The following is a 26948-nucleotide window of genomic DNA, read 5'->3' as shown; positions in this document are numbered from 1 at the left end:
TCTTTCATGTCGCAACCGCATTCTTCAAATGATTATCCAGCAGTTGCTGGTGAAGACATGCAATCGTCGGTGGTCAAGCCTGGCTTGGGCAAAGCGACGACCAGTGGACTGCCGAGTCGACCGGCCATCACCACGCTCTTGAGAAAGCTTGCCGGTGTGGTTGGTCAACAGCATGTGTTAACGCAGCGAGCCTCACGCGAGCAGTATGCCAAGTCAACACTGCCACAGGGCACCACTCCGCTGGTGATTTTGCGTCCTGATTCATTGCTGCAGGTTTCACGCATCATGCCATTGCTGTCCGAGGCTGGTTTGGCATGGAAAGCCATCAGCCGAGGCAAGAATTGGGGCTATGGTGATGCCTGTGCCAGCCAAGATGGGGCGGTGATTCTGGACCTGGGCCGCATGAACCAGATTGTCGAGATCAACGAGGAGTTAGGGTATGCGGTGATCGAAGCCGGCGTCAGTCAAGGCCAACTGTACCAGGAATTACAGCGAAGAAAGTCAGCCTTGATGATGGACGTGACCGGTGCTGGGCCTGACGCCAGCATTGTCGGCAATGTCTTGCAACGAGGCTTTGGCCACACGCCCTACGGTGATCGCTCCAGCAAAGTCAGTAACTATCAGTATGTCACCCCTGATGGCAAGGTGCTGCATACCGGATTTGGCAAGCAGTTTTTCGAGCCCGATGTCGCGCATGTTTACCCCAACGGTCGTGGCCCCAATCCGCAAGGCATGCTGCAACAGAGTGATTTGGCGGTGGTCACGCGGATGACGGTGTGGCTGATGCCGCGTCCAGATGAAATCTCCGGATTCGCCTTTCGTTTACAGACTCCTGAGCAGTTCCAGCAGGCAGTCAATGCCGTTGGTCAGTTGCGCCAGCGCGGCACGATTGATAGTGTGGTCCACTTTGCGAATGACTTGCGCACTCTTTCGTCCCGGCGCGAGTTGATGGCTCAGTTCCCTGGCGACGAGGTGCTGACGGCTTCGGATCGAAACAGCCTGCGCGATCAAGGTAAAGTCGCCCCTTGGAATGCATTGGGAGGGCTGTATGGAACACATCAGGAGGTCAAAGCGAAACGGGCGGCGATTCGAGCGGCTTTCCGCGGCATCTCCAAACCGATCTTCTTTTCCAAACGACATCTCGCGCTGACTGCGTGGGCTGTGGATCATCTGCCGCCGATCAATGCGCTGAAGCGACTGCGGCATTTGCAACACACGATGACGGATGTGTTTGATCTCCTTTCAGGGGTACCCAGCAAAGCTCATTTGGAAGGCGCGTTCTTTCGCCATCGACCCGAGTCCGGCCAGGTGCAAGACGTGGGTTTGGTTTGGTTTGCACCTGTGGTGCCCATGCGGGGTCCGGATGTGAGTCAGTTGATTGAAGCCATCGAGCCGATTGCCAATCGATATGGATTCGACTTGCCAGTGACCGTCTCTCCTGTTGTCGCCCGAGCGGCCGTGTGCGTGACAAACCTGAGCTTTGACAAGAACGACGACTTGAAAGCCAAGCAAGCCGCCGCTTGTTATCGTGAAATGAAGGCTGTCGCCGAATCCTTGGGTTGCCCCGTTTATCGCAGCTCGTCGATTGAAGTCTAGACGCGGTGATCAGGCAGCGATGTTGCGCGGGGTTGTTGAATGGGCTTTGGCCGGGAAGTGACGGGGCTAGAGCTCCGAGGCCATCTGACGTAGCAGGCGTTCTCGGCGGTTGAGAGTCTGTTCGCGATGATCCAATTGATGCTGTTTTGCGTCCAAACGCAGTGACCATTCCCTAAGCTGATCAATGATGTTTTGGGCATGATCAGTCAGCGGGAATGATGCTCTGTTTTCGCTGCTGGATTGGACTCTCTCTGGATCGTCCTGGGCCTTCGATCGGCGACGAGGACGGATCTTTGCGACCCCGGCATCGCGAAACGCCGGTGGCTGTGGCCCGTGCGAAGGTTCGATGCGCAGGTAAGTCGCTGGCGGGTCCGTCGCGATCTGAGAATCGTTTGTACGGACCTCTAGCTCGGCCAGCGTCGATTCGACACGCTGGATGACATCTAGCGGTTCGGCGGTCACCTGCAGGAGATCGGTTTTCATGGCAATGTTGTCATCGATCGTTGCGGAATCGGAGGTTCGAATTGTTCCTGGGAAGGGCATAGATAGACACCGCTGACGGCGATTCGTAACGATTGTTCCGAATGCTATAGCTTCGGCCAAAGACGCTCGCTGGCCAGGTCACGGATTCTCGATTCGGATGCGAAATGCTAAACTGGGAACGTGAACCGATGCGAGGCTTCGCGGCGGGATGGGCGGTCGTTTTCAAAGGTCGCTGAATGAATCGCTGGCCTCATCGCTGGGGCGATCCCTGGGGCGATCCCTGGGGCGATCCCTGGGGCGATCCCTGGGGCGATCCCTGGGGCGATCCCTGGGGCGATCCCTGGGGCGATCCCTGGGGCGATCCCTGGGGCGATCCCTGGGGCGATGACGGGCGCGCCTATCGGCTCATCGATTGTCCGTCGAATGTTCTAACCCGCTCCATTTTCGCAGCAATCCAATTCAAACCACACCGGTCCAGTTTTCGACCACGAAAGGAATCCACGATGTCTCCTCAGTACAGCGACTTTGCCAAGATGATTGACCACTCGCTGTTGCATCCCACGACGGATCAGCAAACATTGGAACAGGGCATCGCTCTGGCGCTGGCGTACGATGTGGCCAGCGTGTGTCTCATGCCTTACTACTTGGCGCGTTGTGCCGAACTGCTTGCTGGCAGCACGGTGCAGGCGTCTACGACGATCGGGTTCCCTCACGGCGGGCACACCACCAGCATGAAGGTCAAGGAAACCGAGCAAGCCATCAAGGATGGCGGTCAAGAGTTCGACATGGTGGTGAATCAATCCAAGGTTCTGAGCGGAGATTGGACGTACGTGACCGCGGAAATTAAGGCTGTTACCGAAGCGGTGCACGCAGCCAACCAGAAGGTCAAAGTGATCTTTGAGAACTGTTACCTGGAAGACACTCACAAAATCAAACTCTGTGAAATCTGCAGCGAACTGAACGTTGACTGGGTGAAGACGTCGACCGGTTATGGCACCGGAGGGGCAACGCTGGAAGATCTGCGGTTGATGCGTCAACACTCCGCCGACCATGTTCAGGTCAAAGCCGCCGGCGGCGTGCGCGATCGAGAAACCTTGATCAAGGTACGTGAGATCGGCGTGACTCGCGTGGGAACCAGTAAATCACAGCCGTTGCTCGATTCGGTTCGAGAGGCGTTGGGGCTAGAAAAAATTCAGTTTGATGGTGCCGGCCCCAGCGAAGGGTACTGATTCCAGCCAGGCAGTGTCTTAACGAGCCAGGCAGTTCATGACCGAACCGTCCAAGCGGTGGGATGCCGCGTGCTCTTGCTACACGCGCTGGCGGTATTTGCGGCCGGCTTGTTTGGGGCGAAAGGTGCGGTCAAGTTGTTCGGGATGCTTGCGGAACCACGGTGCGACCGTGCCAATGCTATATGAAAAGGGGCCGTGACCGAACTGGCTTTCACTCTCCAGCGTCGCATGCCAGGTCTTGAGGGTCGGTTTGAGCTGCTGATAGCCTTCGGGATTCTTGGGCGCCGAAGCGACTTCAATGACTTCGCCGCAATGAATGAGATACCAATTGTGACAGCCATCGTATCCGGGGACGGAATAGATGAAGTTGTACTTGGTGCGAGCTTTGGCCAGCATGCTGAGCTTGCGCTGCACATAGCTGATGGCCTTGATGCTGCGATGCAGGCGGCTGGCCAGTTCATACTGATAGTTTGCCATGGCTTGGTCAAAGCGAGCTTGCAAGGCGTCAATGGGTTGCTGGTCCAAGCCTTGTAGAAACGCTTTCGCCAAGCCAACTTGTTCGTCGTATTCGTTGCGAGTGCATGCTGCGGCGCAAGGCCCCAAGCAGGTGCCAATCTCCAGCCGCAGACATCCGGGACGGTGATCCATTTCGAACAGTGAAAGCTGTTCGGAAAACTGGAACACTTGCTGAGAGCTGCAATCACGCAGTTTGAACAGTTGATTCAAAATCTCTACCGCCACTCGCATCCGTTTCGAACCATAGAACGGACCTTGCATCGCAAGCGGATCGGTGGGAATCTTTCGCGAAAGATAGAAATGTGGGACGGAGTCACGGCCCAAGCAAAGATAGATGGGTTGTTGACGTTTGGGAACGCCTTGCACATTCCAGCGTGGAGCAAACAACCGAATCAGTTGATGTTCTCGCAGCAGAGCGGCAAACTCGCTCGGTTGAGTCTCCCACTGAATCGCTCTGGCGGATTCAATGATTCGGCCGCCTTTCTCGTCCTCACTGGCTGCGCTGAAATAGCTGAGCAATCGTGAACGCAGGGATTTGCTTTTGCCAACGTAGATCAGATGGCCGCTGCGATCAAGCATGCCGTACACACCGGGGACGCGAGGGCAAGCCTGAATGACTTGCTGCTTCAACTCGTCGCGAGACAGTCCACCGACCATGTGAAGCGGTCGTCGGTGGCCGGGGTTGAACGGATCAACGCCGAACCCAAATTCCTTTAGATCATGTTCCAGCACATCCATCGCTTTCCACCGGCGCGAAATCCAATGCCGAGGTTCTCGATGGCCCGGCCTATTTTCCAGCTCATTGTATCACAGCTGGCAAGAGGGCAATAGCGATTGTAGGGGAGGCGTAAAGCCGGTCAACGCGCCAACAGGTGAGGTTGTTGTGGGGTGTTTTCCCGTACCAATTCAACGGTTTTGCGGCATTCCGACAGCAATGCGTTGGTTGCGGCCAGCAAGCCTTCCCATGGCACGGCTTCAAGCTGGGAGTTTTGATTCAGGTAATCGGCGGCTTGGGAAATGATCCCTGCTTCACGGCTGCGAGCGTAAACGGAGAGTCTTGATGACAAACTCGACAGCACTGCAGCGTCTTGATGCTCGACGGCTTCCAGGATGCGTTCAACTTGGAAACAAATCTGCACAGCGGTGTCCGGTTCGTCGCTCGTGCGCTGTTCACTGGTCGACTCGCTGACAACCTGAGCGAAGTGCTCGACGAGTTGCGGGTCGAACTGGCTGCCTGCGTAGCGGCGAAGTTCAGCAATGGCGACTTCGTGCGAAGATCCTTTTCGGTAGACCTGATCAGAGACCATCGAGTCATAGCTGTCACAGATCGCCAGGATGCGAGCACCGATCGGAATGTTGACGCCACAGGGTAGGTCCCGTCGGCGCCCCGAACCATCAAAGTGAGCGTTGCGGTAGGTCAGAATGCCTGTCAAGCATGCATCGCCAAAGGTCGTCTCAATGAGTGACACACCCATGGATTCATGGCGGTCGAGCAATTCGATTTCGTCTGGACGCAAGCGTCCCTGTTTCATCAGGATCGAATCGGGGACGCTGATCTTGCCAATGTCATGCAGCAGAGCGGCAGCACGAAGCGTGTACTGATCGCCTTGATCCATAAAGGCTTCCGAAACCACATCACAAAGCATCGCCACGCGCTGGCAGTGTTCGGCTGTAAAGACGTCGCGATAAGCCAATGAGGAAATCAGAGCGCTAACAGCCTCGGGCGGCACGCTCGCTTTGGCTTCGTCAGCGGCATCGTCTTTGACGTCTTGTTCAAAGGAAGGCAAATTCGGATCGTAACCGACAACCTGATTGCGTCCGTTACGTTTGGCAACGTACATGCAACTGTCGGCTTGGTCGATCAGGGCTTGCGGGTCCAGAGCTCCGTGGCAGCGCTCGGTGACGCCAAGGCTGGCCGAAAGTGTCAATTCGGGGATGTCGGCTAGTTTCAGTGCCTCGATGCGTTGCCGGATCTCTTCCGCGGTTTGTTTGGCTTGGTCGAAGCTCGTTTGGCTGAGCAAAACACAGAACTCTTCGCCACCGTAGCGGCAAACGACGGCACCGGTTTCTTCGAGTTCCAGGAGGATCTTGGAAACCTCTCGCAGCACTTCGTCGCCCACGGTGTGGCCGTAGGTATCGTTAACGCGTTTGAAGTAGTCGTTGTCGACCATGATGCAGGCGAGGTGATGATCCCGCTTGGTCGATCGACGCCAGAGTTTCCCAAACTGTTCAAAGAAGGCGCGGCGGTTCAGACATCCGGTCAGTGCATCGCGGCTGGCCAGAATTTCGAGTTCACGGTTCTTTCGCTCGATTTCGTTCTGGGATTCCTGCAAGAGTTGCAGCGTGGTTTCGATTTCGACGCGATGCTCTTCGATTTGGGTGACGTCGCGGAAGGTCGCGATGACGCCGCGATTGGATCGATCGCCCGCGATGGGGGCCGAATTGACGGAAAAAATACGTCGAATGTTGTCGGTGACTTGCAGGTGCAGGATGCGTTCTTTGACCATGCGTCGCTCGTCCAGAGCTTCTGCCCATGGCAAGGTCTTGCAGGGTTGATCGAAGGCATCCGTCCATGGCAACGACTGAGCACTGGACTGCAGCAAGACGTCCGTCGGAAGGTCGACCGCTTGTGAAAACGAATGATTGGCGAGTGCCACCTTGCCGCGTTCGTCCATCACCAGCAGACCCTCGGCGAGTGTGTCCAGGGCACTGCGCACTCGGTCAGGGATCACCTGAGTGCGGTTAAAGACGCGCATCATTTTGCCTAGGAAGACCGTGTAGGCGATTGATGCGGCGATGCAGAAAAAGACAACCAGCCGAATCAGCGGGTGTTCGGCAAAACCAACCAATAAGGAGGGGGTCTGATTTCGAAAGACGAGTTCGACGTTGCCGTAGGGGCGTTGATTGAGCGTAATGGGGACGCTGACGCCGGCGACGTTGGGAGTCTCGCCGCGAACGTCGTCCCAGAGATCTTGGTGGTGTCCAGCGTCGGCTTTGATGTCTCCAAAGTTATTGCGAATGCCGATCGATAGCAAATCGTCGTAGCGATCAACCAAAATCTCTGAGGTCACCTGCAAATCAAGCCATTGTTGCTTGCGAATGTGGCTGGTACTGTTCAGAGCGATCGTTTCGCACAACTGGCGTCGCGCTTGATGCTTGAGTTCATTCTCATCGGCGCGCAGACCGAGCCAGTGACTCACGAGGATGATGCTGGCACCGATGCAAACAAGGCAAAGGGCAAGCCGGATCGACTGGAGATAAACGCGAACCAAAACGATGACAACGTGGTGGGCGAAGGAGTAGTCAGGCTGCGATTTCGGCCGTTGACGAAGCGTGTCAGCCCGTCACCGGCCACGAATCCCGTCCTCTACGTGACGAGATTCTGTAACCGGCCAAGTCTTGCTTCCCCGTATGTCCGTTGCCCCTCTAGGAACGATTTACTCCATCGAGTGATGCAAAATTGCCACCTGCATGGTCGGACTGCGGCAGTCCTGTGGGTCATGAGACGTGTTCGGCATCGTATGCTTGCTTAGGTCGTTCAACCTGCAACGATGTTGTCAATTTGCGGGCCCCTGCTGGAAGGCTAGTTTTGTCCGTTCGCTATCGGGTTGTAACGGCAATGCAATCTGTTCGATGCGTTGTTGGTGAAGCGACTGGCATTTTGTGCATCACCACGGATGGAAACCCTCGCGCTAGCCGAAAAAGGAGAAGTACTAACTGTGCGTAAGGGTTTTCCCCCGCCGCACCTCCTCCAGCCAAGACAACGGCAGATGACGGAAAAGGATTTCCGACTGGCACGACGCCTTGCAGTGATTGCATTGACTGCGACACTGGCAAGCGACGCGTCGCACGCCACGCCTCCGATTGACCCGACGACGCAACCTGCGACGCTGATCCCACCGAGTGTCAGTCAGGCGGGTGCGTTTCCGTCTCGTTTGGCACAGCCCATTGTGGCGGGAAACGATTCCGTGCGCAGGCTGCCCCAGGAATCTCGCTCTGCCAGTGACAAGCTGACGAAGGAGTCCCCGGGGTCAGTGAATCAGAACCAGGTGAATCAAAAGCAGGACCTCGCAGCGCCGGCGATTCAGCGCTCAGACGCCAATCAACAAGCATTGAATCTGACTCGGCAGCCCGCTGAACAAAAAGGGACGGATAAGAAGAACGCGGCAAACCAAGGCAAAGCAGTCAAGAACCAGACGGGTCGCGCAAGGATGTCGGGGGTCAGCCCCTCTAAGGTCAAAGTAGGATGGTGGGAGAAACGCCTTGATCAACCGTTGCTTCAGCATGCGACGCCCACCACACTGCAACTGTCCGAACTGCTGATCGAAACACTCAATAGCAGCCCAGCCATTGAAGGTGCCAAGCTGCAGTCCAGTGCGACGTATCAGCAAATCATCCAACAAGATGCTGCTTTTGACCCGAAGCTGATCCTGGGCGCCGACATTGGCCGGACCAACGAACCGGTGGGTGACTTGCTAACGACCGGTGGACCGGGGCGGCTGAATGAGGAATCCTTGAATCTGTCCGGTGGCATTGAAAAGGTGAATCGCAGTGGCGCAAAGTGGGACGTGCGTCAGCAATTGGGACTTCTGGACAGTAACAGCAACTTCTTTGATCCGCGAAATCAAGGCAATGCACGGCTCAGTGTCAGCATGACCAAGCCCCTGATGTCCCGTGGTTCACGCTATTACAACGAACGTTTGCTCACCGATGCATTCATTGAAAATCGGGCCGTTTGGCAGCAGATGCGGGGCGACATCGAGCAGCGTCTGAGCGACGCGATCACGGCGTATTGGGAACTGTATCAATTGCGGACGCAATTCGTTCAGCAGCGTGAATTGCTGCGCCGCGGTCGTGAGATTGAAAATGTGATCAAGAACCGCCAGAAGTTTGACGCTGGACGGGTCGAGCTCGTCAAGGCTCAGCAGCGAGTCGCCAAGCGAAATGATCAAGTGATTGAGATGGAGGCGACGCTTCGAACTCAGCAAGCTCGCCTGGCGGCGCTGGTTGGCTCGGCCCGTTTTGAAACCAATCAAGCACGCGTGGAGTTCATTCCAGATACGGCACCGCAACCATCCGGCACTCAGTTGTCGTTACGCGATGCGATGTCACAGGCATTTCAGTATCGCGGTGAAATTGGTGCCGCCACCGAACAGGTCGCCCGTGCAGCGTTGCAGATGCGGGTCTCCCGAGTCGAGCTTGAGCCGCAACTGAATTGGATCTTCAACGGCTACTTGGCTCAGCTTAATGGTGATCATCAGGTCCTGCGTTCCTTCGGCGACCAATTCACTCACGAGCCCGGTTTTTCAACGGGACTAGAGTTCGAATTGCCAATCGGTAATCGAGCGGCCAGGGCGCGCTCACGAGAGGCTTTTCTACAACTGGAACGTCGCAACGAGCGTCTGCGCGAGGTGATCAAAGTCACTGAATACGAGGTGCAGGCTGCCAAAATCGATTTGGAGCGGCTCGAAAAACAGCAATCCAGCAAGCGTGCTGTGTTGACCAGTGCCATTGAAGAAGAGGAAGTGTTGACGCTGCAGTGGGAAGTGCTAGGCGGCGATGAAACCGGCAGCGGAGTCAGGTTAGAGAATCTGCTGGACGCCCAGCAACGGCGTACCGATGCCGAAATGGATTTGGTCGCGGTGCAGGCACAGTTCATGGTCGCGCAGGTGAAGTTGCAGCGAGCCATGGGCACGCTGTTGATCAACGAAGGGATCAGCAGCACGCAATCGGCCTGCTCGGGCGATGTGGAGTTTCATCCCGATCGGGGGCCGCTGGAGATGTTGACTCCAGATCAAAGCCTTCCGGACGAGCAACCGGCTGCAACGCCCGGGAAAGATAAGGCAGCGTCCAGAGCGTTGCAAGCCGCTGCAGCCAGAATGGGGTTCGGGCAGGCTGTCTCTGGCGAGCATCAACCGAGTGATGCCTACCGACAGGTCGCACCCGTTCCCTCTTCACCCACGCCATGGCGGGGCGGGCAATCCGGTGATCTCGCGCAGCAACCTGCAAAATCGGAAAGTTTTGGCAACGGGGCCGCAGCGTTACATATACCAAGCTATGCACTACCAGGGCCGGATACCGACATCGCTGAATCTGGCGGTGATGCGTTGAACCGGTGATTGCCACCTTGTGCACGTCTGTTGACCCGTGCGGTGGCATTTGGACTATTCATACTACTGGTGATCTCATGACCACGACGCAACGCTCTCATTCAAGCAGCCGCGCTAACTTTTTGACGCAGACTTCGCGAGCCTTGTTCGCCAAGTGCCGTTTCACGTCATCGATCCGGGCCACGACGCTGGCCTTGGCGAGCGGGCTGTGCGTACTGCCGGTCGCTGCACAGTCACCGAGTCAAGTCAATCGTGTTTCCAGGTCCACTTCGACAGGCCTTGATACCAGCTATTCCAGTCGCAGCAAGGAGTACATTGGCTATACGATTCCAAGTCACGATGTGATGGTCGCGGCCACCGAGATCGGTCGATTGGGTCAAGTCCAAGTCAAGATTGGTGACCGGGTGAAGAAACAGCAAGTGCTGGCAAGCTTGGAAGACGGCTTGCAACGCGAGGCAGTGACCACAGCAAAATGGCGTTCGGAAATGCGTGGCGAGATGGACGCAGCCAAGGCGGAGGTCAATCTGGCAAAGTTAAGGCTCGAGCAACTTGAAAGGCTCGCTCAGCAAGATGTGGCTCGACCTGATGAAGTCATCCGGGCCAGAGCTGATGTCGAAATCGCTGAATCCAGATACTTAACGGCGGTGGAAGATCGCAAGCTTCGCCAGCTTGATCTGTCTCGGTACGAGATGCAGCTCAAACGCCGCAACATCTATGCGCCGTTCGATGGTGTGGTGTCAGAGATCTTTCATCAGCCCGGAGAATACATCACGCCAGCTGATCCAGCCGTTGTGCGATTGGTCGTTCTGGATGAACTGTACGCAGTGTTTAACATTCCCGCACAAGATATCAACGTGTTCGAAGTCGGCAGCAAGGTTTCCTTGGTTCTGACCACGACGCCTAAACCGGTGACCGGAGTTGTCGATGCGATCACCCCGCAAATCGATGGGGAAAGTGGCACGATCAAGATGCAAGTGTTGATCAAGAATCCCGAGGGCAGGTTTCGCGCCGGTGATCGCTGTCGCTTAGGGCCAACAGGACAAAACCGTGGTTAGTGTCACCTTCGGTGTGCCGGGCAAGATTGACTGAACTGATAGAAGAAGAATCCGAGTTGGCATGGGCATCCACTCGATTGATCATTGGGATAACCGATTAGACGATGCAATCGCAGCAGTCAAATAAGTCCGACCAGACGCTTCCCAACAGGGTGCCACCCAGCCCTGCTGGTGTGCTGGCTGCGCCCGCGATGCCAACTCCACCTGTGGAGGCGTCGCCGGTGATGTCCGCTGGTGGTCCGCCTAGGCAACCACCGGCGCCAAAGGTTGTGCCAAACCATGCAGTCGCTCAGGAAACCGTGCGGCGGATTCGCCTGGATCATGACGGCCTGCTGGATTTGATCGAAGCCATCGCTGCCGTGAGTGGTGCTGCGGACGCGGCAACTGCGTTGGCCAATGCAGTGTCGGCTAAGTTTCCCGGTTGCAATGTCCGCTGTGGAATCGGTCAGGCTTCATTGCAACGACTTTACGATGCCAAGCTTGGCTGGATTGCCAAAAATAGTCCTGCCTATCAATCGGTTTCAGCGACGTGGAACCAAGACCACGACGCTCCCGCATTGCCCGAAATGCCCGAGCACGCGAAAGCTGACGGCGAAGGCGATGATCGGCCAGTCGAATCCATTCGCTGTGACATCGATCGTGATGGGGGACTGCAACGCAGCGTGCTATGGATTTCTGGGCCAGGGCTGCTGGATTCAGATCGCAGGATGTTGCGTCACATTGTGCCCACGTTACGGCTTCTGTTCTGGAGAAACCCGGCGCGTCTCAGTGGCTCGCTACGCGGGTCGACCGCAGGCTTGTCGAAGATGTTCATTTTCTGGTGCTGCTTGTTGGCCCTGTCGATCTTGGTTGCCGCCGTCTGGCCGGTGCCTTACCGAGTGCATTGTCAGTCCGTAGTGCGGCCCATTTCATCACGCGTGATCGCAGCACCCTTTGCGGCGAAATTGGATTCGCTGCAGGTTGAACCGGGTGACCGGGTAGAAGCCGGTGACGTCTTGTTGCAACTCGATGGCGCACCGCTCAGGATTGAACTGGAAGGGATGGAAGCCAAGATCGCCCAGTTGTCCAAAGAACGAGACGTTGCCATCGTGGCCGGACGCGTCGCAGAAGGGCAGCATGCAGAACTAAGAATCAGAGAATTTGATCGCCGCCGTGCCTTGATCATGCGGCAACTTGATCAGCTTGTTGTCACCTCTCCGGTCAGCGGCATTGTCCTGCGAGGTGGTCTCGAGCGAGCCATCGGCATGCCATTGGAAACGGGACAGGCACTGATTGAAGTGGCTCCGTTGGATCAAGTGAAGGTCGAAGTTGAGTTGCCGGATCACGAAATCGGTCTGGTCGCCGTCGGGGCTCAGCTAAAACTGAATTGGCAAGCGATCTCGGAGCAATTGCCAGTCAAAGAACTGGCCGGGATCTATCCCTCGGCTGAAATTCGCTCCGATCAAAATATCTTTGTCGGGCATTTAAGTGTCTCCAATCCTGACGGCGAATTGATGCCTGGGATGCGTGGGGAAGCCATTGTGTATGGACCGATGCGTCCCTGGCTATGGTCGCACCTTCGGTCCGTTTGGGAACGCGGACGTTGGAAACTTGGGATCTAGTCTCGTTTTCCCATGAGTCTTCTCAGTCAATCAAGCGGCATCGTGGCGAACCGCTGATCACACCGGAAACATTCAATCGCCTTGGGCCGATGGGCCACCAAACCAATCATGGATCAACCGAACGCCAACCCGAACCCGCTTTCGCTGATCATCACGATCGAGCCAGAGGTGGTCTTTGAGCGCCGCGGTGAGGGTGAATCCAACTGCTTTGTGGCTCACGAACAACGCAGCGGAAAGTTCTTTCGCTTTGGACTCGCTGAGTATCACGCCGCTTCCCTGATGGACGGCAAGCATGACTTGCAAGCCATCTTGAACGTACTGGAACGTGACGAAATCGGCTGGAACGCCGCCGATTTGGTCGGCTATGTCCGTGAGTTGATGACGCATCGCCTGGCATCGCTAACGACTCCTCCCAGCCCCCCCGTGCAACCTGCCGTTTCAAGCGATCCTGCCCCGGTTCCGTCACCGTTGACAGAGCCCAGCGGGGAGCGGACTGCCGAGACGAGTGCACAGAAGGTCAAAACCGCCAATCGGCCCGACCAGGCAGCGGTTTCTGAACGAAGTCCCTCAGCAGCACCGCCCTCAACGGCCAATCCAGCGCCCAGCAAAACGCCCAGCAGGGCGGCCAGTCCAGCGCCCAGCAGGGCGGCGCGAAAGCCACTTTGGGTGCAAATTGTCGCCGCGTTGGGGATGCTGCTCACCCAACGCCTTCATGTCGTCAACGGGGACCGAGTGGCCTATCGGCTGTTGCCTGTGTTGGGAGCAACGTTCCAGCCCATCGTGTTTGCCTTGGCCATGATGTTGGTGTGGACCGGAGTTTGGGTGACGTGGAACCACTGGGATGGGTTCTCTCATGAGCTGCGGAACATTTTTGATCCACAGATGTGGGTCCTGATGGCGGTCATTTGGTGCGTGCTGAAAATGGCCCACGAGTGCGGACACGCAGTTTGCGCCAAGCGGCACAATGTGCACGTTGGATCCATTGGTGTCCTCTTTTTTCTCGGCGCACCGATTCCCTTTGTCGATGTGACGGATGCCTGGAAGCTTTCCCAGCGTCGTAAACGCGTCCAGATCGCGTTGGCGGGGATTTACTGGGAACTGATTCTTGGCGCCTTAGCGATCTGGGTCTGGTGGCTGGCTCCCGCAGGTTTGGTCAAGCATCTTGCTGCCCAAGTGGCGATCATTGCTGGGCCGGGGACTCTGTTGGTTAATCTGAACCCGCTGTTGCGTTTGGATGGTTACTACGTTCTGAGTGATCTGCTGGATATTCCCAACTTGCGGCAGGTTGGCAGACGAAGAGTGATCGAGAAAATCAACCTGTTCTTGTTCGGTTTGCCTCTTTCCGATCGTCGTTTAACCGGTTGGCGTGCTTCGTTTGCGCAGTTGCACGCCGTGGCGTCGTTGATTTTTCAAGCCGTCTGGATCTCTGGAATCCTTTATGCGTTATCCATGTGGCGGTATCGTGTTGGTCTGGCGTTGGGGGCGGCAGCGGTTTTTCTATGGGTCGTGTTACCACTGCTGCGGTGGATGCATCTGATTTGGACCATTGGTCCCCGGGATAGCTGGGTATTGAATGTCTATCAACGCCGTTTATTGGCGATCTGTAGTTTCACGTGTTTGGGCGTTCACACACTGCTGGTGCAGACGTCTCCGTTTGACCTGAAAGTACCCGTGGTGGTTCAGTATCAGGATCAGCAGGTGGTCCGGGCGTCCAGTGATGGTTTTGTCAAAGCGGTCTATGTGCATTGTGGCCAGCGGGTTCGGCGCGGGGCGTTGCTGCTGGAGATCGAACAACCTGAGTTACTCCTTGAACGCGAGCGTTTACTGGACCAGGGTGAATTAGCGCTGCAACGGGCCAATCAGTACCAACTGCGAGGCCAGTTGGCATTGGCTGCGGGGCAGGAGGAAACGGCGACACGACTGTCAAGGCAACTGAGCGAAATTGAAATCCAGATCGACGACCTGACAGTCGTCGCGCATCGTGATGGAATGATCACCACGCCACGAATCAACCATTTGCAAGGAAGTTATGTTGAACAGGGGCAGGAACTGGTTTGTGTTTCCGACCCGATTGAGAAGGAGTTATTGATCGCGGTCAGCCAAGATGATGTGCCCGCCTATCGAGACGCTTTCCTGAATGGCCAGTTTGCCAACATTCGGATGCGCGGCGGTTCAAAGATGTTCACCAAGTTGGGCGATGTGGCGCCCAACGCCAGCAATGTTCTGCCTCATCCTGCCTTGTCCGTCACACGCGGTGGTCCGATTGCGGTGGAGAGGACAGCGGAGAGCCAAGAGCCGATCATGGTGCGGCCACACGCTTCGGCAAGCATGCCACTTGATTCAGTGACCAGTTTGGGATTGCGCGCCGGACAGGTCGGGCAGATCAGTATTCCGGACAACCGCAGCCTGTTGTCCCATTTATGGACCGATGTCGTGCTGCGGCAATAGTGTCCGGGCGACCGCATCGTGAGCCCAGATTCGTCTCAGTCGCACTGGTCTCAGTCGCACTGGGATCGGTCCGGTGCTGGCGATGATGGCTATTCGGAGTCGGCAGCCTGTTGGCGTCGAAAGCCGTGCTGGTGCCGGATGATGTCGCCTTCGACCAAATAGATCACTTCTTCGGCGATGTTTTCAGCGAGGTCGCCGATGCGTTCTAAGTGTCGCGAGGCGCTGAAGCAGTGTAGCCCGGGTTCAACCATCGTCGAATCTGTTTTGATTCGCTCTTGCAGTAGATCGATAATGGTGCGGTTTAGAAGGTCAACGCTATCGTCTTGTTCAATCACCTTGTAGGCCAGCGGTGCATCATCGGTGACAAAGGCGTTCAGTGCACAGCGAACCATGTTGACGGTCGCGTCGACCATCTGATTCATTTCATCGGGAACCGAGAACATTGGGAATTGCGTTAGGGCCTTGGCTCGTTCGGCAATGTTGCAAGCGGTGTCCGCCATTCGTTCCAAATCGCTATTCACCTTGATGACGGTGATTAACCAACGCATGTCCCAGGCGACGGGTTGATGCAGCGCTAGGAGTTTGAGGCATTCTTCTTCGATGCGGATGTCTGTCTTGTCGACCAAAGCATCGCTTTCGACGACACGGTCAGCAAAGTCACTTCGTCCTTCGACCAGGGCGCGAATGGCTTGCTGAATCATCTGTTCGACAACGGTGAATTGTGAGACGAGTTCTTCGCGCAACCCTTCCAGTTCACGATCCAATACTTTTGACATCTTCGCCTCTGCTTGTTCAAGCGACGGCCAAATCTTCTGCGCCTTTCCTGGGGCGTAGCAGTTAGCCACAAGTTAAAAAACATCGACCTGGAAGGCCGGTCCATTGCGTGCTCCAACCGGAGACGTTGTTATCCGAAGCGACCGCGCACGTAATCGTCGGTTCTCTTTTCCTGAGGATTGGTGAAGATCAACTCGGTGTCACCCGATTCCACCAGTTTGCCTTCAAAGAAGAAGGCGGTTTTGTCGCTGCAGCGTGACGCTTGCTGCATGTTGTGGGTCACGATCACGATGGTGTACTGAGATCGCAACTCAAAAATCAAGTCTTCAATGGCGAGCGTACTCCCTGGGTCCAGGGCACTGCAAGGCTCGTCCATCAAAAGGATCTCCGGCCCCACGGCGATGGCGCGTGCGATGCAGAGACGTTGCTGTTGTCCACCGGAAAGCCCCATCGCAGGGGCGTGCAAGCGATCTTTGACTTCATCCCAGACAGCGGCTTTCTTGAGCGCCCACTCGACCAATTCATCCAATTCCGCTTTGGTCGTTCGCATGTGCAGACGCGGCCCAAAGGCAACGTTGTCGTAAATGCTTTTGGGGAACGGGTTGGGTTTCTGGAACACGATGCCGATTTGTCGGCGCATTGAGACGACGTCCAAACCGGGGTGTAGCAAGTTGGTTTCGCCGTCGTCATGGATCAGTGACAGTCGACCGCGAGCGGTCGCTCCGGGCACCAGATCATTCATGCGGTTAATCCATTTTAGCAGTGTGCTTTTGCCACAACCGCTGGGACCGATGAATGCGGTGACTTTGTTTTTGGGGATTTCAAGCGACAGGCCATGCAAGGCTTGAAAGTCGCCGTACCAGGCATCAAGGTCACGAATGCTGATCAGTGTTTGATCCGCATCATCGTTGGCGCTGCTATCAGCTTGGGCGGTGGTGCCGGTGTCGCTGGACATGGAATTGACCGAGGATGGAAGAAAGGCTAAACGTTGCTATCGGATTGAACACGGTGACGCAAGTAAATGGCAATCGAGTTGAATGCCAACAGGATGACCAGCAGGACAATGATTGCGGCCGCCGCCAGTTCTTGGAATTCCGGTTCTGGCCGGCCTGCCCATTCATAGATTAGCACAGGCATGGTGACGGCGTTATCCATCAAGTGCTTGGGGCCGGTGCTCTTGGCAACCAAAGATCCCAGCACGACCAGGATCGGAGCGGCCTCGCCGATTGCCCGCCCCATCGCCAGGATCGCTCCGGTCATGATCCCCGGAATCGCCGCAGGAAGGCAGATGTTTTTGACCGTCTGCCAGCGCGTTGCGCCAAGACCGAGCGAGGCCTCTCTAAGTGACGGAGAGACCGCTCGCAGTGCTTCCTGGGAAGCGATGATGATGATCGGCAAAATGACTAACGCCAGCGTCAAACCCGCGGCCAGGAAGCTTTTGTCAAACGGCAAGCGAAAGTAATACCACGCTTTCTCGGTCTGCAAACTTCCCGCTTGGCCAAGCTTCACCGTCCGGCGACGTTTGCTTGGATCGCGGGGACGTGGATCACCCGATTTTGGGTCCCAGATCTCGATCTGCATCCATTCGTTATTTGGGCCGAGCACATAACCTGGGCCCGTCATGCGAATCCGCTGAACATCGGCGGAGTCCGTTGGAATCTTCACCGCGATTTTGGGATCCAGCGTGAGCACTTGATAGGAGTGCGTCGCTCCCATCAATTCCCATCCGGAATACTCGTTGACCGTGATCTTTCCGAACACATTGAACATATAAACGAAGACGGTCAGGCCTAACAGGCCATAGACGATTGACGGCACTCCAGCCAAGTTGGAAATGTTGATCTGGATAAAACCATGCCACCAACGAAGGAATCGGGATGTTGGTTGAAACTCCTCCAGGAAGACGGCCGTGCCGATACCCAGCGGCAGCGCTGCAGCAGCACAGACCATGCAGACCGCCAATGAGCCCAGGATCGACGGCAGCATGCCGCTGCGTTCAATGTCCAGTTCGCTGTGGGATCGTGTCAATAAGTCCGTGCTTAGACGGCTCTGTCCCTGATAAACGATCGATGCAATCAGCAAGGCCAGGATCGCGACGCTAATCAACGCGACCATGATGCAGACGACATAGAACCAGCGGCTAAGCTGTTTACGTCTGCGTGTGTTTTTTTCCAAAAACGCGCTGTCTTGCGAGCGAAGCGCGGCAGGAATCTCCGTTTTGGGTTTGTCGGTGGGCCTCACTGATACGACTCCTTGAAACGTCGGCGGATCAGTTGGCCGATCAGGGTCATGACGAAGGTAATCACAAACAATGTGACCGCGACTCCGTACAGACTAAAGTAACGTGGCGTGCCGTATTCGTTTTCACTTTTGATCATTTCAACAATGAATCCGGTCATCGTCTGTGCTTGATCGGCCGGGTTGGCGTTTAACGTTGGTGCCGTCCCAGCGGCCAACGCCACCACCATGGTTTCACCCACTGCACGACTGAAAGCCAGCAGGAAGGCTGAGATGATGCCGCTTAGTGCAGCTGGCACGACCACTTTGATGGAGGTTTCAAACGGTGTGCAGCCCAGGCCATAGGCGCCTTCTCGTAAGCTTCTGGGCACCGCTCGCATCGCATCTTCAGAAAGACTGCAAACCATTGGTAAACAAAGAATCCCGACAGCGATGCCAGCACTGGCAGCATTGAACGTGGCAAATCCATCTGAGAGAAATTGTAGACCGGGACTGATTAGCAGGATCGCAAAGTAACCCAAGACCACCGTGGGAATCCCCGCAATGATTTCAAGAGTTGGCTTCAACCAAGATCTGACGCGGTGCGAGGCAAATTCGCTCAGGTAGATCGCCGTGACCAATCCCAGTGGCAGCGAAACCAGCATCGCAATCACGGTCACTCGCAGCGTTCCACTTAGCAGCGGCATGATGCCGAACTGGGTTTTCTCTAAGCTGGATGCTTGCAGAGGAGTCCACTTGGAGTCGGTAAAGAATCCCTTGAGAGTCACATGCTCGTTGCTGAAGAAGCCATACGACTGAGAGATGAGCATGTAGAGGATTCCAATCGTGATCATGATTGAAATCGCGCCTGCAACCGCCAACGAGATGACGACGGCTTTTTCGATCAAGACGCCGATGTCGGTCGACCGCATCGCTCGGCGCTGCAGCGCCTTGGGTAAGGACATCTCTGAGGAACCTATCTTAAAATTGTAGGCCAGCTATGACTTGCCGGATGATTCTGTTGTTGGATTGTGCTTGCTCCGACGGAGCAAGAAACGCTGCCGCGCCATCTGATTGTCAAACGACGCGACAGTCGTTGGGCTTTCCCGAACCTTAAGTACGGAGACTACAGGTTTTCCTTGACGTAGATGTCTTCGACGGCACCGTGGCGTGAATTGCCATCAGCATCGACGTAATGTGTACCTGAGAGTTCAGAATCCAAGTGCGATTGAGCTCGCTCCATGATCGAATCAGGCAGGCGAACGTATGCCACTGCTTCGGAGACTTCTTGAGCATTGTCGAGGTAAAACTGAACGAAGGCAGCGACTTCTGCACGAGGCAGGGAAGCGGTGCTGACGTAGATGAACAGTGGGCGACTGAAGGGAGCGTATTTGCCGCTGGCGATGTTGTCGCTGCTAGGCTCATAGGCAACGCTGTCAGCAGGGTTGACGACTTTAACCGCCGTTAGCTTGTCCTTGTTTTCTTCGTAGTACGCCACGCCAAAGAATCCGATGGCAAACTTGCTGCCAGCAACGCCTTTGACCAATTGGTTGTCATCTTCGTTCAGAGACATGTCGTCGCGCATTTCGGCTTCCGATTTACCGATCACGACTTCTTTGAAATAGTCATAGGTTCCGCTGCCCGTTCCCGGTGCGTACAGACCGATGTCTTCAGCAGGCCAGGAAGGATCGACATCGCTCCACTTGGTGGGCTTGTCTTCGGCGTTGACAAAAATCTTCTTCAAGTGATCAACGGTCAATTCGGTTGCCCAGTCGTTCTCTGGGTGAATGACGACGGTCAATCCATCGTAGGCCACCGGCAGTTCAATGAACTCAACGCCCGCTTCTGTGCACTTTTCGAGTTCGCCAGCTTTGATCGGACGCGAAGCATCCGAGATGTCTGTCGACTTGGCATAAAATTCCTTGAAGCCGGTGCCGGTTCCGTCGCCACTGACGCTGATCTCGACTCCGGGGTACTCCTTAGCGAACTCCTCTTTCATGGCGTTGCTAATCGGCAGAACCGTGCTGCTGCCATTGATCTTGATCGATCCGGTGATGTTGGAGACTTCTGTTTCGCCTTCAGGACCGGTCGTGGTCTCTCCGCCTTTGTCGGGGCTGTCGCTCTCGCCGCCTTTGCAACCCAAAAGCGGCATCATGGCCGCTCCCACTAATGTGGCCGTCAAGCTGTATCGTTTGACGATTGCCAGCCATCCAGTGTGATTCATTACCTCGTGCATCCCAGTCTTCTCCGGTGCTTCTTAGACGATTCGTGACACGTTGTGACAACAATGTTGCCGTGATTTGAGTGCTCCACTTCGACCACTCGCGCGGCAATCTAGCATCACTGGGCAAAATTGACGAGCGGACAGGCCCTCGGAAGGACGTTAAGATTCTGTTAACAAAACCATTGTAAAGGTCGTGTGTTCTAAATGTGAATCTGAGCCCCTTGCAGTGGGATCAGGTCGGTGGATTTCACATTGGTGCAGGGGGTGAGCATCTGGTCAGTTCTGTCCATGGGCCCTCTGCACTGCCTCTGCGACGCAATGCCGCATGCCGAGCTGTATCACAATGATGCCTCAGAAGGAGGGGTGGCGCGCGGTTCTGATCGACGAGGCCGCGGCGATTGGCGGACTCGCTGTCATCGCTCAGACGCGCTCACGGGGGTGCCGGTGTCGGGGAACGAACCGTGGCCGATGTGTCCCCCATTCGCCGCAGCCCGTTAGGCTCGGTTTTTGTCCGAGGTGTCCGCAAATGCCAAAAACGTGGCTAACGCCTAAACGGCCGTTGGGAAGCGTGGCTGATGGGAAACCCACTGGTCCTGGATCACTTTTTTAGCTTAGCGATCAAGAACTCGGTGGCATTGGCGTGCGTGATTGCTTTGGCGCCCGGATAAACGAGTTGGCAGCTGACTTGGTTGGCTCGGCAATGTTCCTGCAGTTTGACACCGAAGTTTGACGTGTGTGTGGGATCCTTCTGATTCTCGCCAAGTGCCGGAGGTGCAGAGTAAGTCAGATAAACGTCGGGATCATCTTTACTGACCAGGGCGTAGGGCGAGTACTCCGCAATCCAAGGCAGAATCGATTCTCGGCCGGCTTCGAAGCTGGCAAAGTTGCCAAAGCCAAACGCATGCCCTCCGTAACGACTGTTGGGCGTCCATTGCTTCATCTGTTTGGGATCCAACGTGGTCTGAGCTCCTTTCACCGCGGCGCACCACAGTCGAGTGGACTGGCGAGCGACCGGATCAGGGTTGTCGGGATCGGCAAGGTCATCGTGGAAGGCTAACCACAGACTGCTACACGCACCGGCGGACCCACCGGCCGCTCCGATCCGTTCCTGATCGAGGTTCCAGTGGTTGGCCTGGCTGCGAACGAATTGCAACGCTCGGGCAGCGTCGTGTAGCGGTGCCTTGACCGGAGGTTTAACGCCCTGCTCGACGGCTTGTTTCACATAGCGATAGTTGCAGGCGGCAACGGAAATCCCAGCGTCCAGTAAGGTCTTGACGTCTGCAAAGCGATTGACTCGTTCTTTGGAACCGCCTTGCCAACCACCACCATGAATCACGAAAACCAACGGAGTAGGCTCTTCGCACTTGGCTTGCCAAAAATCGATGACATGGCGCTCGTGCTCACCATAGCGAACCTCTGTCAGAGTCGGCTTGGGAACCGATGCGTCGTATTTCTCAGCGGTGCGAGGAGTTTGTGCAGTGACTTGAAACGCAAACGAGCCGACTGCCAAGAAAGCAGCCAAGCGGAGGGTTGGGGACAGGTTCATCGGTGCGTGGTGGGGGTGAAGGAACGGGATTCGGAGTCGTGAGGACAGTTTAACTCTGTGGGGATTGTTTTGCTGAGCAGGAGACTTGTTTTGCTGAGCAATAGACTTGTTTTGCTGAGCAAGAGACTTGTTTCGCTGAGCAAGAGACAACGCATAAAGCGGTTTGAGCAGCCTGTCATGACTTGTGTGGGAATGCGTTGATTGTATGAACGTGCGAAACCCTCGCCGCTGCCTGATCGAGCAAAGTGGGCAATGAACAATGGGGCGGTTCCAATACTAAAGCGAAAGAGATGGCGATGCGATCGTTTGAAAAGATGACCAAGGCGGAATGCGTTGAAGCTCAACGGGCCAGCTCAACGGGCCAGCTCAACGGGCCAGCTCAACGGGCCAGGACCCCAGCGGTGATCCCAACGACCCGCATGATGCTGGCTTTCTAAATCGGGCCTGGAAGCACATTGAATTCCAGAGCGCCGTTGGATCGAGTTTGAAGGCTGCGGTTTGGGCTACAAGCACATGGCCCACGACACCTTTATGAATCAAAACGGGGACGCAGTGAGATGCCTTTGCCGATCACAAACTCAATGGCCAGGTCTTGATTTCGCTGCATCACTCGTCGTTGACTTGGATGCCGCCGGCAAAGTGACCTGTGATGTGGATTGATCCCGATGGTGTGAACTAGCTGAGTTGATCGACGACGTCGGGCTGCAAGCGGCTAACGTCGTTGACGTCGCAGAGGTCATCAGGCTTTAGGAATAGACGTTCGACTTCCGGTGTGTCGGGGCTGGATTCTTTGACATAGAACCAGGATGCGGTGGTCGCGGCTTTCTCTGCACGATCGGACTGCGTTTCGACCACTGGGCTCAGCTCGTCGTCTTGTTCAGCCCACTGCTGTGGCGTCAGCACCGGTTGCTTGGCGTGCAGTTTTTGCAAAATTTTGGGCAATTGATTCGAATCGACCAACGTGCCACAGCGCATCGGTCCGCCGCTGGAGAGCATCAAGGGTAAGCGAATGTCACTGCTGCGAAGAGGCCCGATTCGGTGGCCGACCCAACCGTTTTCACCCAACGAATAGCCACTGCTTCCGGCGATTAACCAGCGAATTCGACGATGGTTTAGCACTTCGCTCGTCTGCTGGATGACCTGATCGAGGACTTCAATCTGGCGCGCATATCGATTCATCCAGGCGAACAGTTGATCGGGATCATCTTGTGCTGTGATCTGGTATCGAGGAGCTGCCGCTGTCTGGGGAAGACGGAAGGTCGGAACCGTTACTTCGTGCTCTGCCGCTTCAGTGCCGGGCAGCGGGTCGTCCAATTGGATTTCATCTTCCTCTGGCGGTGCTTCCTGTGTCTGGTCTCGTTCTTCGTCGATCGGCGCATCCCAAAGGCGACAGAGCCAATCGCTATGCAGCCAGGCCAGTTGCGTGTGGTCGTCGATCGTAGCGAGCCATTGTGCAAAGAGTTTCCAGCAGCAACTTTCATCCATATCCATCGCTGGCTGCGAAGCGGATTGAGTTGCCGGATCGACCACGACGGTCTGGCTGAAGGTTTCCATGGCGGCGTCGGCAACCGTTGGCACATCGGTCAACAGCAACGACTTTTTTCCATCCGTTAGCCGAGGGGCATTGGCGATCCAATTGGCGGCAACGGCGTTGGGCAGATCGGAAACTGCGGAGAACCGATCGTAGACCAGCCCGCCGGCTGTGAGCTGATCGAGCATCGGCGTCTCACTCCAGGAACAGCCATAGGCGGGCAGGGCCGAGGCAGAAAGGCCTTCGAGAGTGACGACCAGCGTCAGCGGCTTGCGAAGCGAAATGGTGGGCACGAGCGTGTTGGCAGTCGGTGTATCAAAGAAAGGTTTCGACGCGTTGATTCTAACAACGGGGTTTCGATTCAGCAGTGCTGTTGGAGGGCAGGGGAGTGGATTGGCCGAGATGGAATGTGGGGCGTTCAGCCGCCGAGGTTTGGTTTGACTGGTTTAATGTGCCTCCAGCCAATTCTTTCCGGTTCCCATTTCGACCACGATCGGAACCGTCATTGGCATGGCGTTCGCCATGGCCTCTTGAATCACTGGCATGACTTTGTCTTGTTCTGATTTGAGCAGGTCGAAGACCAATTCATCGTGCACGGTCAATAATAATTTGGTTTGGAACTGGCCATCACGCAGGGCTCGTGCGACGCGAATGATCGCCAGTTTTAACATGTCCGCTGCAGTCCCTTGAATGGGACTGTTCATCGCCAAGCGTTCTGCGGCTGCGACGCTGTTGCGAGACCGGCTGTTGATGTCTCGCAGGTAACGACGGCGACCGAACTTGGTTTCCACGTACCCGTGTTCTTTGGCAAAGGCGATGGTGTCATCAATCCAAGTCTGAATGCCGGGGTACTTTTCGAAGTAGTTCTTAATGAGTTCCGCAGCTTCACCACGAGGAATGTTCAGTCGTTGGTGGAGGCCAAAGGCACTAATGCCATAGATGATGCCAAAGTTCACTGTCTTGGCTTTGGCACGCATCTCGCGCGTCACGTCTTCGGGTTCGACCTTGTAGACCTTCGACGCAGTGACGGTGTGAATGTCTTGATGCTGGACGAACGCGTCGACCATGGTCGGATCTCCGCTCAGCTCGGCCATGATTCGCAATTCAATTTGCGAATAGTCAGCCGACAGAATCAGATGATCATCATCGCGTGGTACGAAGGCGGCACGAATTTCACGGCCACGTTGTTTGCGAACGGGGATGGTTTGTAGGTTTGGATCGTTGGACTGCATGCGGCCCGTTGCGGTCCACGTTTGTTCATAGTGCGTGTGCAGGCGATTGGTCGCCGGGTTCACGGCTTTGGGCAGTTGGTCGACGTAGGTGGATTTTAGCTTTCGTGCATTGCGATAATCCAAAACGTCTTGAATGATATCGTGTTGGCCAGCGAGTCGTTCCAATTCTGCTTCTCGGGTGGAGTACTGACCGGTCGCAGTCTTCTTGGGCTTCGGTTCCAGCTCCATTTCGTCGAACAGGACCACACCAAGCTGTTTGGGAGAGTCAATGTTGAAGCTTCGTCCGGCGGCCTCTGTGATGCGTTGGTGCAGCTGTTCGATGTCGGTTTGCAGTTGCGCCGAATAAGCATGCAGTGACTGCGTGTCCAGTGTGATTCCGTTGAACTCCATTTCGATCAGCGTTGGCACGAGCGGACATTCGACTTCTTGGACCACTTTGTCGGCGCCATGGTCGTGAGCGATTTTGCGAACCACCGAGGCAAGTTGCAGCGTCACGTCAGCGTCTTCGCAAGCGTATTCAGCGAGTTGATCAAGCGGCACTTCCGCCATGCTGCGCTGCTCGCGATCCTTTGGCCCAATCAAGTCCGTTGTCGGCACAGGCTGATAGTTTAGATACAAGGCCGCAAGATCATCCAGCTTGTGCCGCAGTTCTGGCTGGCTGATTTTGTGTGCCAGCAAGGTATCGTACAGCGGACCGTCGACATGAACGCCATTCCAGCGTAATAGCGAGAGATCGTATTTCAGATTGTGTCCGATCTTGACGATGTTGGGATCGGCAAGCACGTCGGCAAACTCAGTCAGCATCGCGGTGCGCTGGTCCGGATCGTCGGGGCAAACCGCGTAGTAAGCTTCGTGTGGCTTGATTGCGAACGAGAGCCCAAGAGGCGTTGCCGTGCGCGGATCCAGGCCGGTGGTCTCGCTGTCAAAGGCAAACTCGGTGGCTGATTTGAGTTGTTTGATCAGCGCGGTACGTTCGTCTTTGGTGGTGACAACATGGTATTCATGTGGCACTTCTTTGATGGTTTTCAAGTTCGATTCCGCGGCGCCGAAGAGCGACGGCTGACTTTGGCCTGCTTGCTGGCGAGCGCCATCGAGTCGGGCGGCATCAACGGAAAAGTCTTGGCCGAACAAACGTTTGCCGACGGTTTCAAATTCCAGTTCCGTTAGCAGCTCGCGAAGCTTGTCCAGGTTGGGCTCTTGGCGAACAAACGTTAGAGGGTCGACTTCGACCGGAACGTCCAATTGAATGGTCACCAATTTCTTGGAGAGTTTTGCTTGGTCAACGTTCTCTTCAACGCGTTCTTTCTGTTTGCCCTTTAGCTTGTCGGTATTCTCCAACAGCCCTTCCAAGGAACCGAATTGTGCGACCAGCTTTTTGGCGGTTTTGGGGCCAATGCCTGGGATACCAGGGATGTTGTCACTGGTGTCTCCCATCAATCCCAGCACGTCAATGACTTGATCGACTCGCTCGACTTCCCAGTGCTCTTTGACTTCGCGGATGCCCAAGATTTCCGGATCGCTTCCGCGCCGCCCCGGTTTAAAGACTTTGATGTTTTCGGTGACCAGTTGATGGTAATCTTTGTCCGGAGTCACCATCCAAGTTAGCATGCCTGCGGCATCGGCTTGATGCGCCAGCGTGCCAATGACATCATCCGCTTCATAGCCGGGCATTCGCAGCACTTTAATATTCAGCGCGTCCAACAAGCGATCAACCAGCGGCAACTGACTGGCCAAGTCTTCTGGCATCGCATCTCGCTGTGCTTTGTATTCGGGAAAAATCTTGTGTCGTTCGGTTGGCTCTGAGGTGTCAAAGGCGCACGCGATGTGAGTCGGTTGCTGATTTTGCAGAATGTCCGCCAGCGTATTGAGCATGCCAAAGACTGCCGAAGTGCACTGACCACCGGCGGTGAATCTAGGGCTGCGAATCAGAGCAAAATGAGCTCGGTAAACCAACGCCATCCCATCGAGCAGGAAGAGTTTCTTGTCTTCGGGGAACAGATCTTGCGTTGATGACATGAAGGATATCGTTGTGTGGCAATCGGGCCGAGCATTCACGTTCGATCCGGTCTGTCAATGAATGAGGCCGACAAGCCGGATCGGATCAGGGAGGTGCTTTCCTGGCGGCGCTCGCTCGCTGGCACCCGTCTGAATTGACCCGCAATCTTAACACTCCCATGATCAGACGGAACCCCCGAAGTTTGGTGCCCGTTGCGCGAGACCACCTGCACCGCCAGCACCAGTCGGCCCTGCACCGCCTGCGCCGGTCGGTCCTGTGTTGGTGTTGCTTGTCACTGCATGGGCTGGCTCTGAATCCATGATTCGCTGTGTGGTGATTGGGGATCACAGGCGAGATTTCTGAACTGAAAGCGGGGGAACAGCGGGCCGG

At 55.8% G+C, this 26948-nt stretch carries 17 protein-coding genes; 6 read left to right on the top strand and 11 right to left on the bottom strand.

All coding sequences use genetic code 11. The annotated features are described in order from the left end of the window. Positions 1 to 6 precede the first annotated feature (6 nt). Entirely contained in the window at positions 7 to 1596 is a 1590-nt protein-coding gene (locus tag SV7mr_RS13415) for an FAD-binding oxidoreductase (protein WP_145272910.1), read from the top strand. A gap of 66 nt (positions 1597 to 1662) precedes the next feature. Here the strand turns inward: SV7mr_RS13415 and SV7mr_RS13410 are convergent, their stop codons facing one another. Continuing rightward, positions 1663 to 2079 carry a hypothetical protein gene (locus SV7mr_RS13410; protein WP_145272907.1) on the bottom strand — a complete coding sequence of 139 codons (417 nt, stop codon included), beginning with the start codon at positions 2077 to 2079 and terminating at the stop codon, positions 1663 to 1665. 503 nt (positions 2080 to 2582) lie between these two features. On the opposite strand from SV7mr_RS13410, the gene deoC reads away from it, so the two are divergent. Next, positions 2583 to 3308 (top strand): deoxyribose-phosphate aldolase, encoded by a 726-nt coding sequence (deoC, locus tag SV7mr_RS13405; RefSeq protein WP_145278407.1) that lies wholly within the window; start codon positions 2583 to 2585, stop codon positions 3306 to 3308. A gap of 78 nt (positions 3309 to 3386) precedes the next feature. On the opposite strand, the gene SV7mr_RS13400 is transcribed toward deoC, so the two are convergent. Both SV7mr_RS13400 and SV7mr_RS13395 read right to left on the bottom strand, forming a co-directional pair. Further along, positions 3387 to 4562: a GIY-YIG nuclease family protein gene (locus SV7mr_RS13400; RefSeq protein WP_145272904.1), complete on the bottom strand. Its 1176-nt coding sequence runs from the start codon at positions 4560 to 4562 to the stop codon at positions 3387 to 3389. 119 nt (positions 4563 to 4681) lie between these two features. Continuing rightward, complete coding sequence (locus SV7mr_RS13395) at positions 4682 to 7024, bottom strand: diguanylate cyclase (RefSeq protein ID WP_145272900.1); 2343 nt, start codon at positions 7022 to 7024, stop codon at positions 4682 to 4684. 570 nt (positions 7025 to 7594) lie between these two features. Between SV7mr_RS13395 and SV7mr_RS13390 the strand changes: the two genes are divergently transcribed. The 4 genes from SV7mr_RS13390 (at position 7595) to SV7mr_RS13375 (ending at position 15038) form a co-directional block, all read left to right on the top strand. Continuing rightward, positions 7595 to 9943 (top strand): TolC family protein, encoded by a 2349-nt coding sequence (locus SV7mr_RS13390; RefSeq protein ID WP_419187348.1) that lies wholly within the window; start codon positions 7595 to 7597, stop codon positions 9941 to 9943. Between the two features lie 68 nt (positions 9944 to 10011). After that, entirely contained in the window at positions 10012 to 10989 is a 978-nt protein-coding gene (locus SV7mr_RS13385; RefSeq protein WP_145272893.1) for an efflux RND transporter periplasmic adaptor subunit, read from the top strand. Between the two features lie 191 nt (positions 10990 to 11180). After that, positions 11181 to 12590, top strand: coding sequence for an efflux RND transporter periplasmic adaptor subunit (locus tag SV7mr_RS13380; protein ID WP_419187347.1), 1410 nt, complete (start codon positions 11181 to 11183; stop codon positions 12588 to 12590). A gap of 108 nt (positions 12591 to 12698) precedes the next feature. Next, positions 12699 to 15038, top strand: coding sequence for an efflux RND transporter periplasmic adaptor subunit (locus SV7mr_RS13375; RefSeq protein ID WP_145272888.1), 2340 nt, complete (start codon positions 12699 to 12701; stop codon positions 15036 to 15038). Between the two features lie 89 nt (positions 15039 to 15127). Here SV7mr_RS13375 and phoU read toward each other — a convergent pair whose 3' ends face one another. The 8 genes from phoU to polA all read right to left on the bottom strand — a co-directional run bounded on the left by phoU (position 15128) and on the right by polA (position 26578). Beyond that, the gene (phoU, locus tag SV7mr_RS13370) at positions 15128 to 15814 is read right to left on the bottom strand and encodes a phosphate signaling complex protein PhoU (protein WP_145272885.1); all 687 of its coding nucleotides are present in this window, start codon (positions 15812 to 15814) and stop codon (positions 15128 to 15130) included. 128 nt (positions 15815 to 15942) lie between these two features. Further along, positions 15943 to 16767 (bottom strand): phosphate ABC transporter ATP-binding protein PstB, encoded by an 825-nt coding sequence (pstB, locus tag SV7mr_RS13365; RefSeq protein WP_145272882.1) that lies wholly within the window; start codon positions 16765 to 16767, stop codon positions 15943 to 15945. Between the two features lie 26 nt (positions 16768 to 16793). Beyond that, complete coding sequence (locus SV7mr_RS13360) at positions 16794 to 18053, bottom strand: PstA family ABC transporter permease (RefSeq protein WP_473163638.1); 1260 nt, start codon at positions 18051 to 18053, stop codon at positions 16794 to 16796. Then, positions 18050 to 18994, bottom strand: a complete 945-nt coding sequence (pstC, locus tag SV7mr_RS13355; protein WP_145272879.1) for a phosphate ABC transporter permease subunit PstC — start codon at positions 18992 to 18994, stop codon at positions 18050 to 18052. Before pstC ends, SV7mr_RS13360 begins: the two co-directional genes overlap by 4 nt. A 161-nt stretch (positions 18995 to 19155) precedes the next feature. Then, positions 19156 to 20253 carry a PstS family phosphate ABC transporter substrate-binding protein gene (locus tag SV7mr_RS13350; protein WP_145272876.1) on the bottom strand — a complete coding sequence of 366 codons (1098 nt, stop codon included), beginning with the start codon at positions 20251 to 20253 and terminating at the stop codon, positions 19156 to 19158. A gap of 598 nt (positions 20254 to 20851) precedes the next feature. Beyond that, positions 20852 to 21799, bottom strand: coding sequence for an alpha/beta hydrolase (locus SV7mr_RS13345; protein ID WP_145272873.1), 948 nt, complete (start codon positions 21797 to 21799; stop codon positions 20852 to 20854). 675 nt (positions 21800 to 22474) lie between these two features. Beyond that, on the bottom strand, positions 22475 to 23623 hold the full coding sequence (locus SV7mr_RS13340) for a hypothetical protein (RefSeq protein WP_145272870.1): 1149 nt from the start codon (positions 23621 to 23623) through the stop codon (positions 22475 to 22477). Positions 23624 to 23776: 153 nt separating this feature from the next. Continuing rightward, positions 23777 to 26578 carry a DNA polymerase I gene (polA, locus tag SV7mr_RS13335; protein ID WP_145272867.1) on the bottom strand — a complete coding sequence of 934 codons (2802 nt, stop codon included), beginning with the start codon at positions 26576 to 26578 and terminating at the stop codon, positions 23777 to 23779. Positions 26579 to 26948 lie beyond the last annotated feature (370 nt).

The sequence above is a fragment of the Stieleria bergensis genome (assembly GCA_007745635.1).
GTDB classification, from domain to species: domain Bacteria; phylum Planctomycetota; class Planctomycetia; order Pirellulales; family Pirellulaceae; genus Stieleria; species Stieleria bergensis.
This window is presented reverse-complemented; position numbering and strand designations above follow the sequence as displayed.

Bases quoted from the DNA above. Each gene is read 5' to 3' on its own strand.
- SV7mr_RS13400 (WP_145272904.1), bottom strand. From the start codon at position 4,562: ATGGATGTGCTGGAACATGATCTAAAGGAATTTGGGTTCGGCGTTGAT.
- polA (WP_145272867.1), bottom strand. From the start codon at position 26,578: ATGTCATCAACGCAAGATCTGTTCCCCGAAGACAAGAAACTCTTCCTG.
- phoU (WP_145272885.1), bottom strand. From the start codon at position 15,814: ATGTCAAAAGTATTGGATCGTGAACTGGAAGGGTTGCGCGAAGAACTC.
- SV7mr_RS13410 (WP_145272907.1), bottom strand. From the start codon at position 2,079: ATGAAAACCGATCTCCTGCAGGTGACCGCCGAACCGCTAGATGTCATC.
- pstB (WP_145272882.1), bottom strand. From the start codon at position 16,767: ATGTCCAGCGACACCGGCACCACCGCCCAAGCTGATAGCAGCGCCAAC.
- SV7mr_RS13375 (WP_145272888.1), top strand. From the start codon at position 12,699: ATGGATCAACCGAACGCCAACCCGAACCCGCTTTCGCTGATCATCACG.
- SV7mr_RS13385 (WP_145272893.1), top strand. From the start codon at position 10,012: ATGACCACGACGCAACGCTCTCATTCAAGCAGCCGCGCTAACTTTTTG.
- SV7mr_RS13390 (WP_419187348.1), top strand. From the start codon at position 7,595: ATGACGGAAAAGGATTTCCGACTGGCACGACGCCTTGCAGTGATTGCA.
- SV7mr_RS13350 (WP_145272876.1), bottom strand. From the start codon at position 20,253: ATGAATCACACTGGATGGCTGGCAATCGTCAAACGATACAGCTTGACG.
- pstC (WP_145272879.1), bottom strand. From the start codon at position 18,994: ATGTCCTTACCCAAGGCGCTGCAGCGCCGAGCGATGCGGTCGACCGAC.
- deoC (WP_145278407.1), top strand. From the start codon at position 2,583: ATGTCTCCTCAGTACAGCGACTTTGCCAAGATGATTGACCACTCGCTG.
- SV7mr_RS13345 (WP_145272873.1), bottom strand. From the start codon at position 21,799: ATGAACCTGTCCCCAACCCTCCGCTTGGCTGCTTTCTTGGCAGTCGGC.
- SV7mr_RS13380 (WP_419187347.1), top strand. From the start codon at position 11,181: ATGCCAACTCCACCTGTGGAGGCGTCGCCGGTGATGTCCGCTGGTGGT.
- SV7mr_RS13415 (WP_145272910.1), top strand. From the start codon at position 7: ATGTCGCAACCGCATTCTTCAAATGATTATCCAGCAGTTGCTGGTGAA.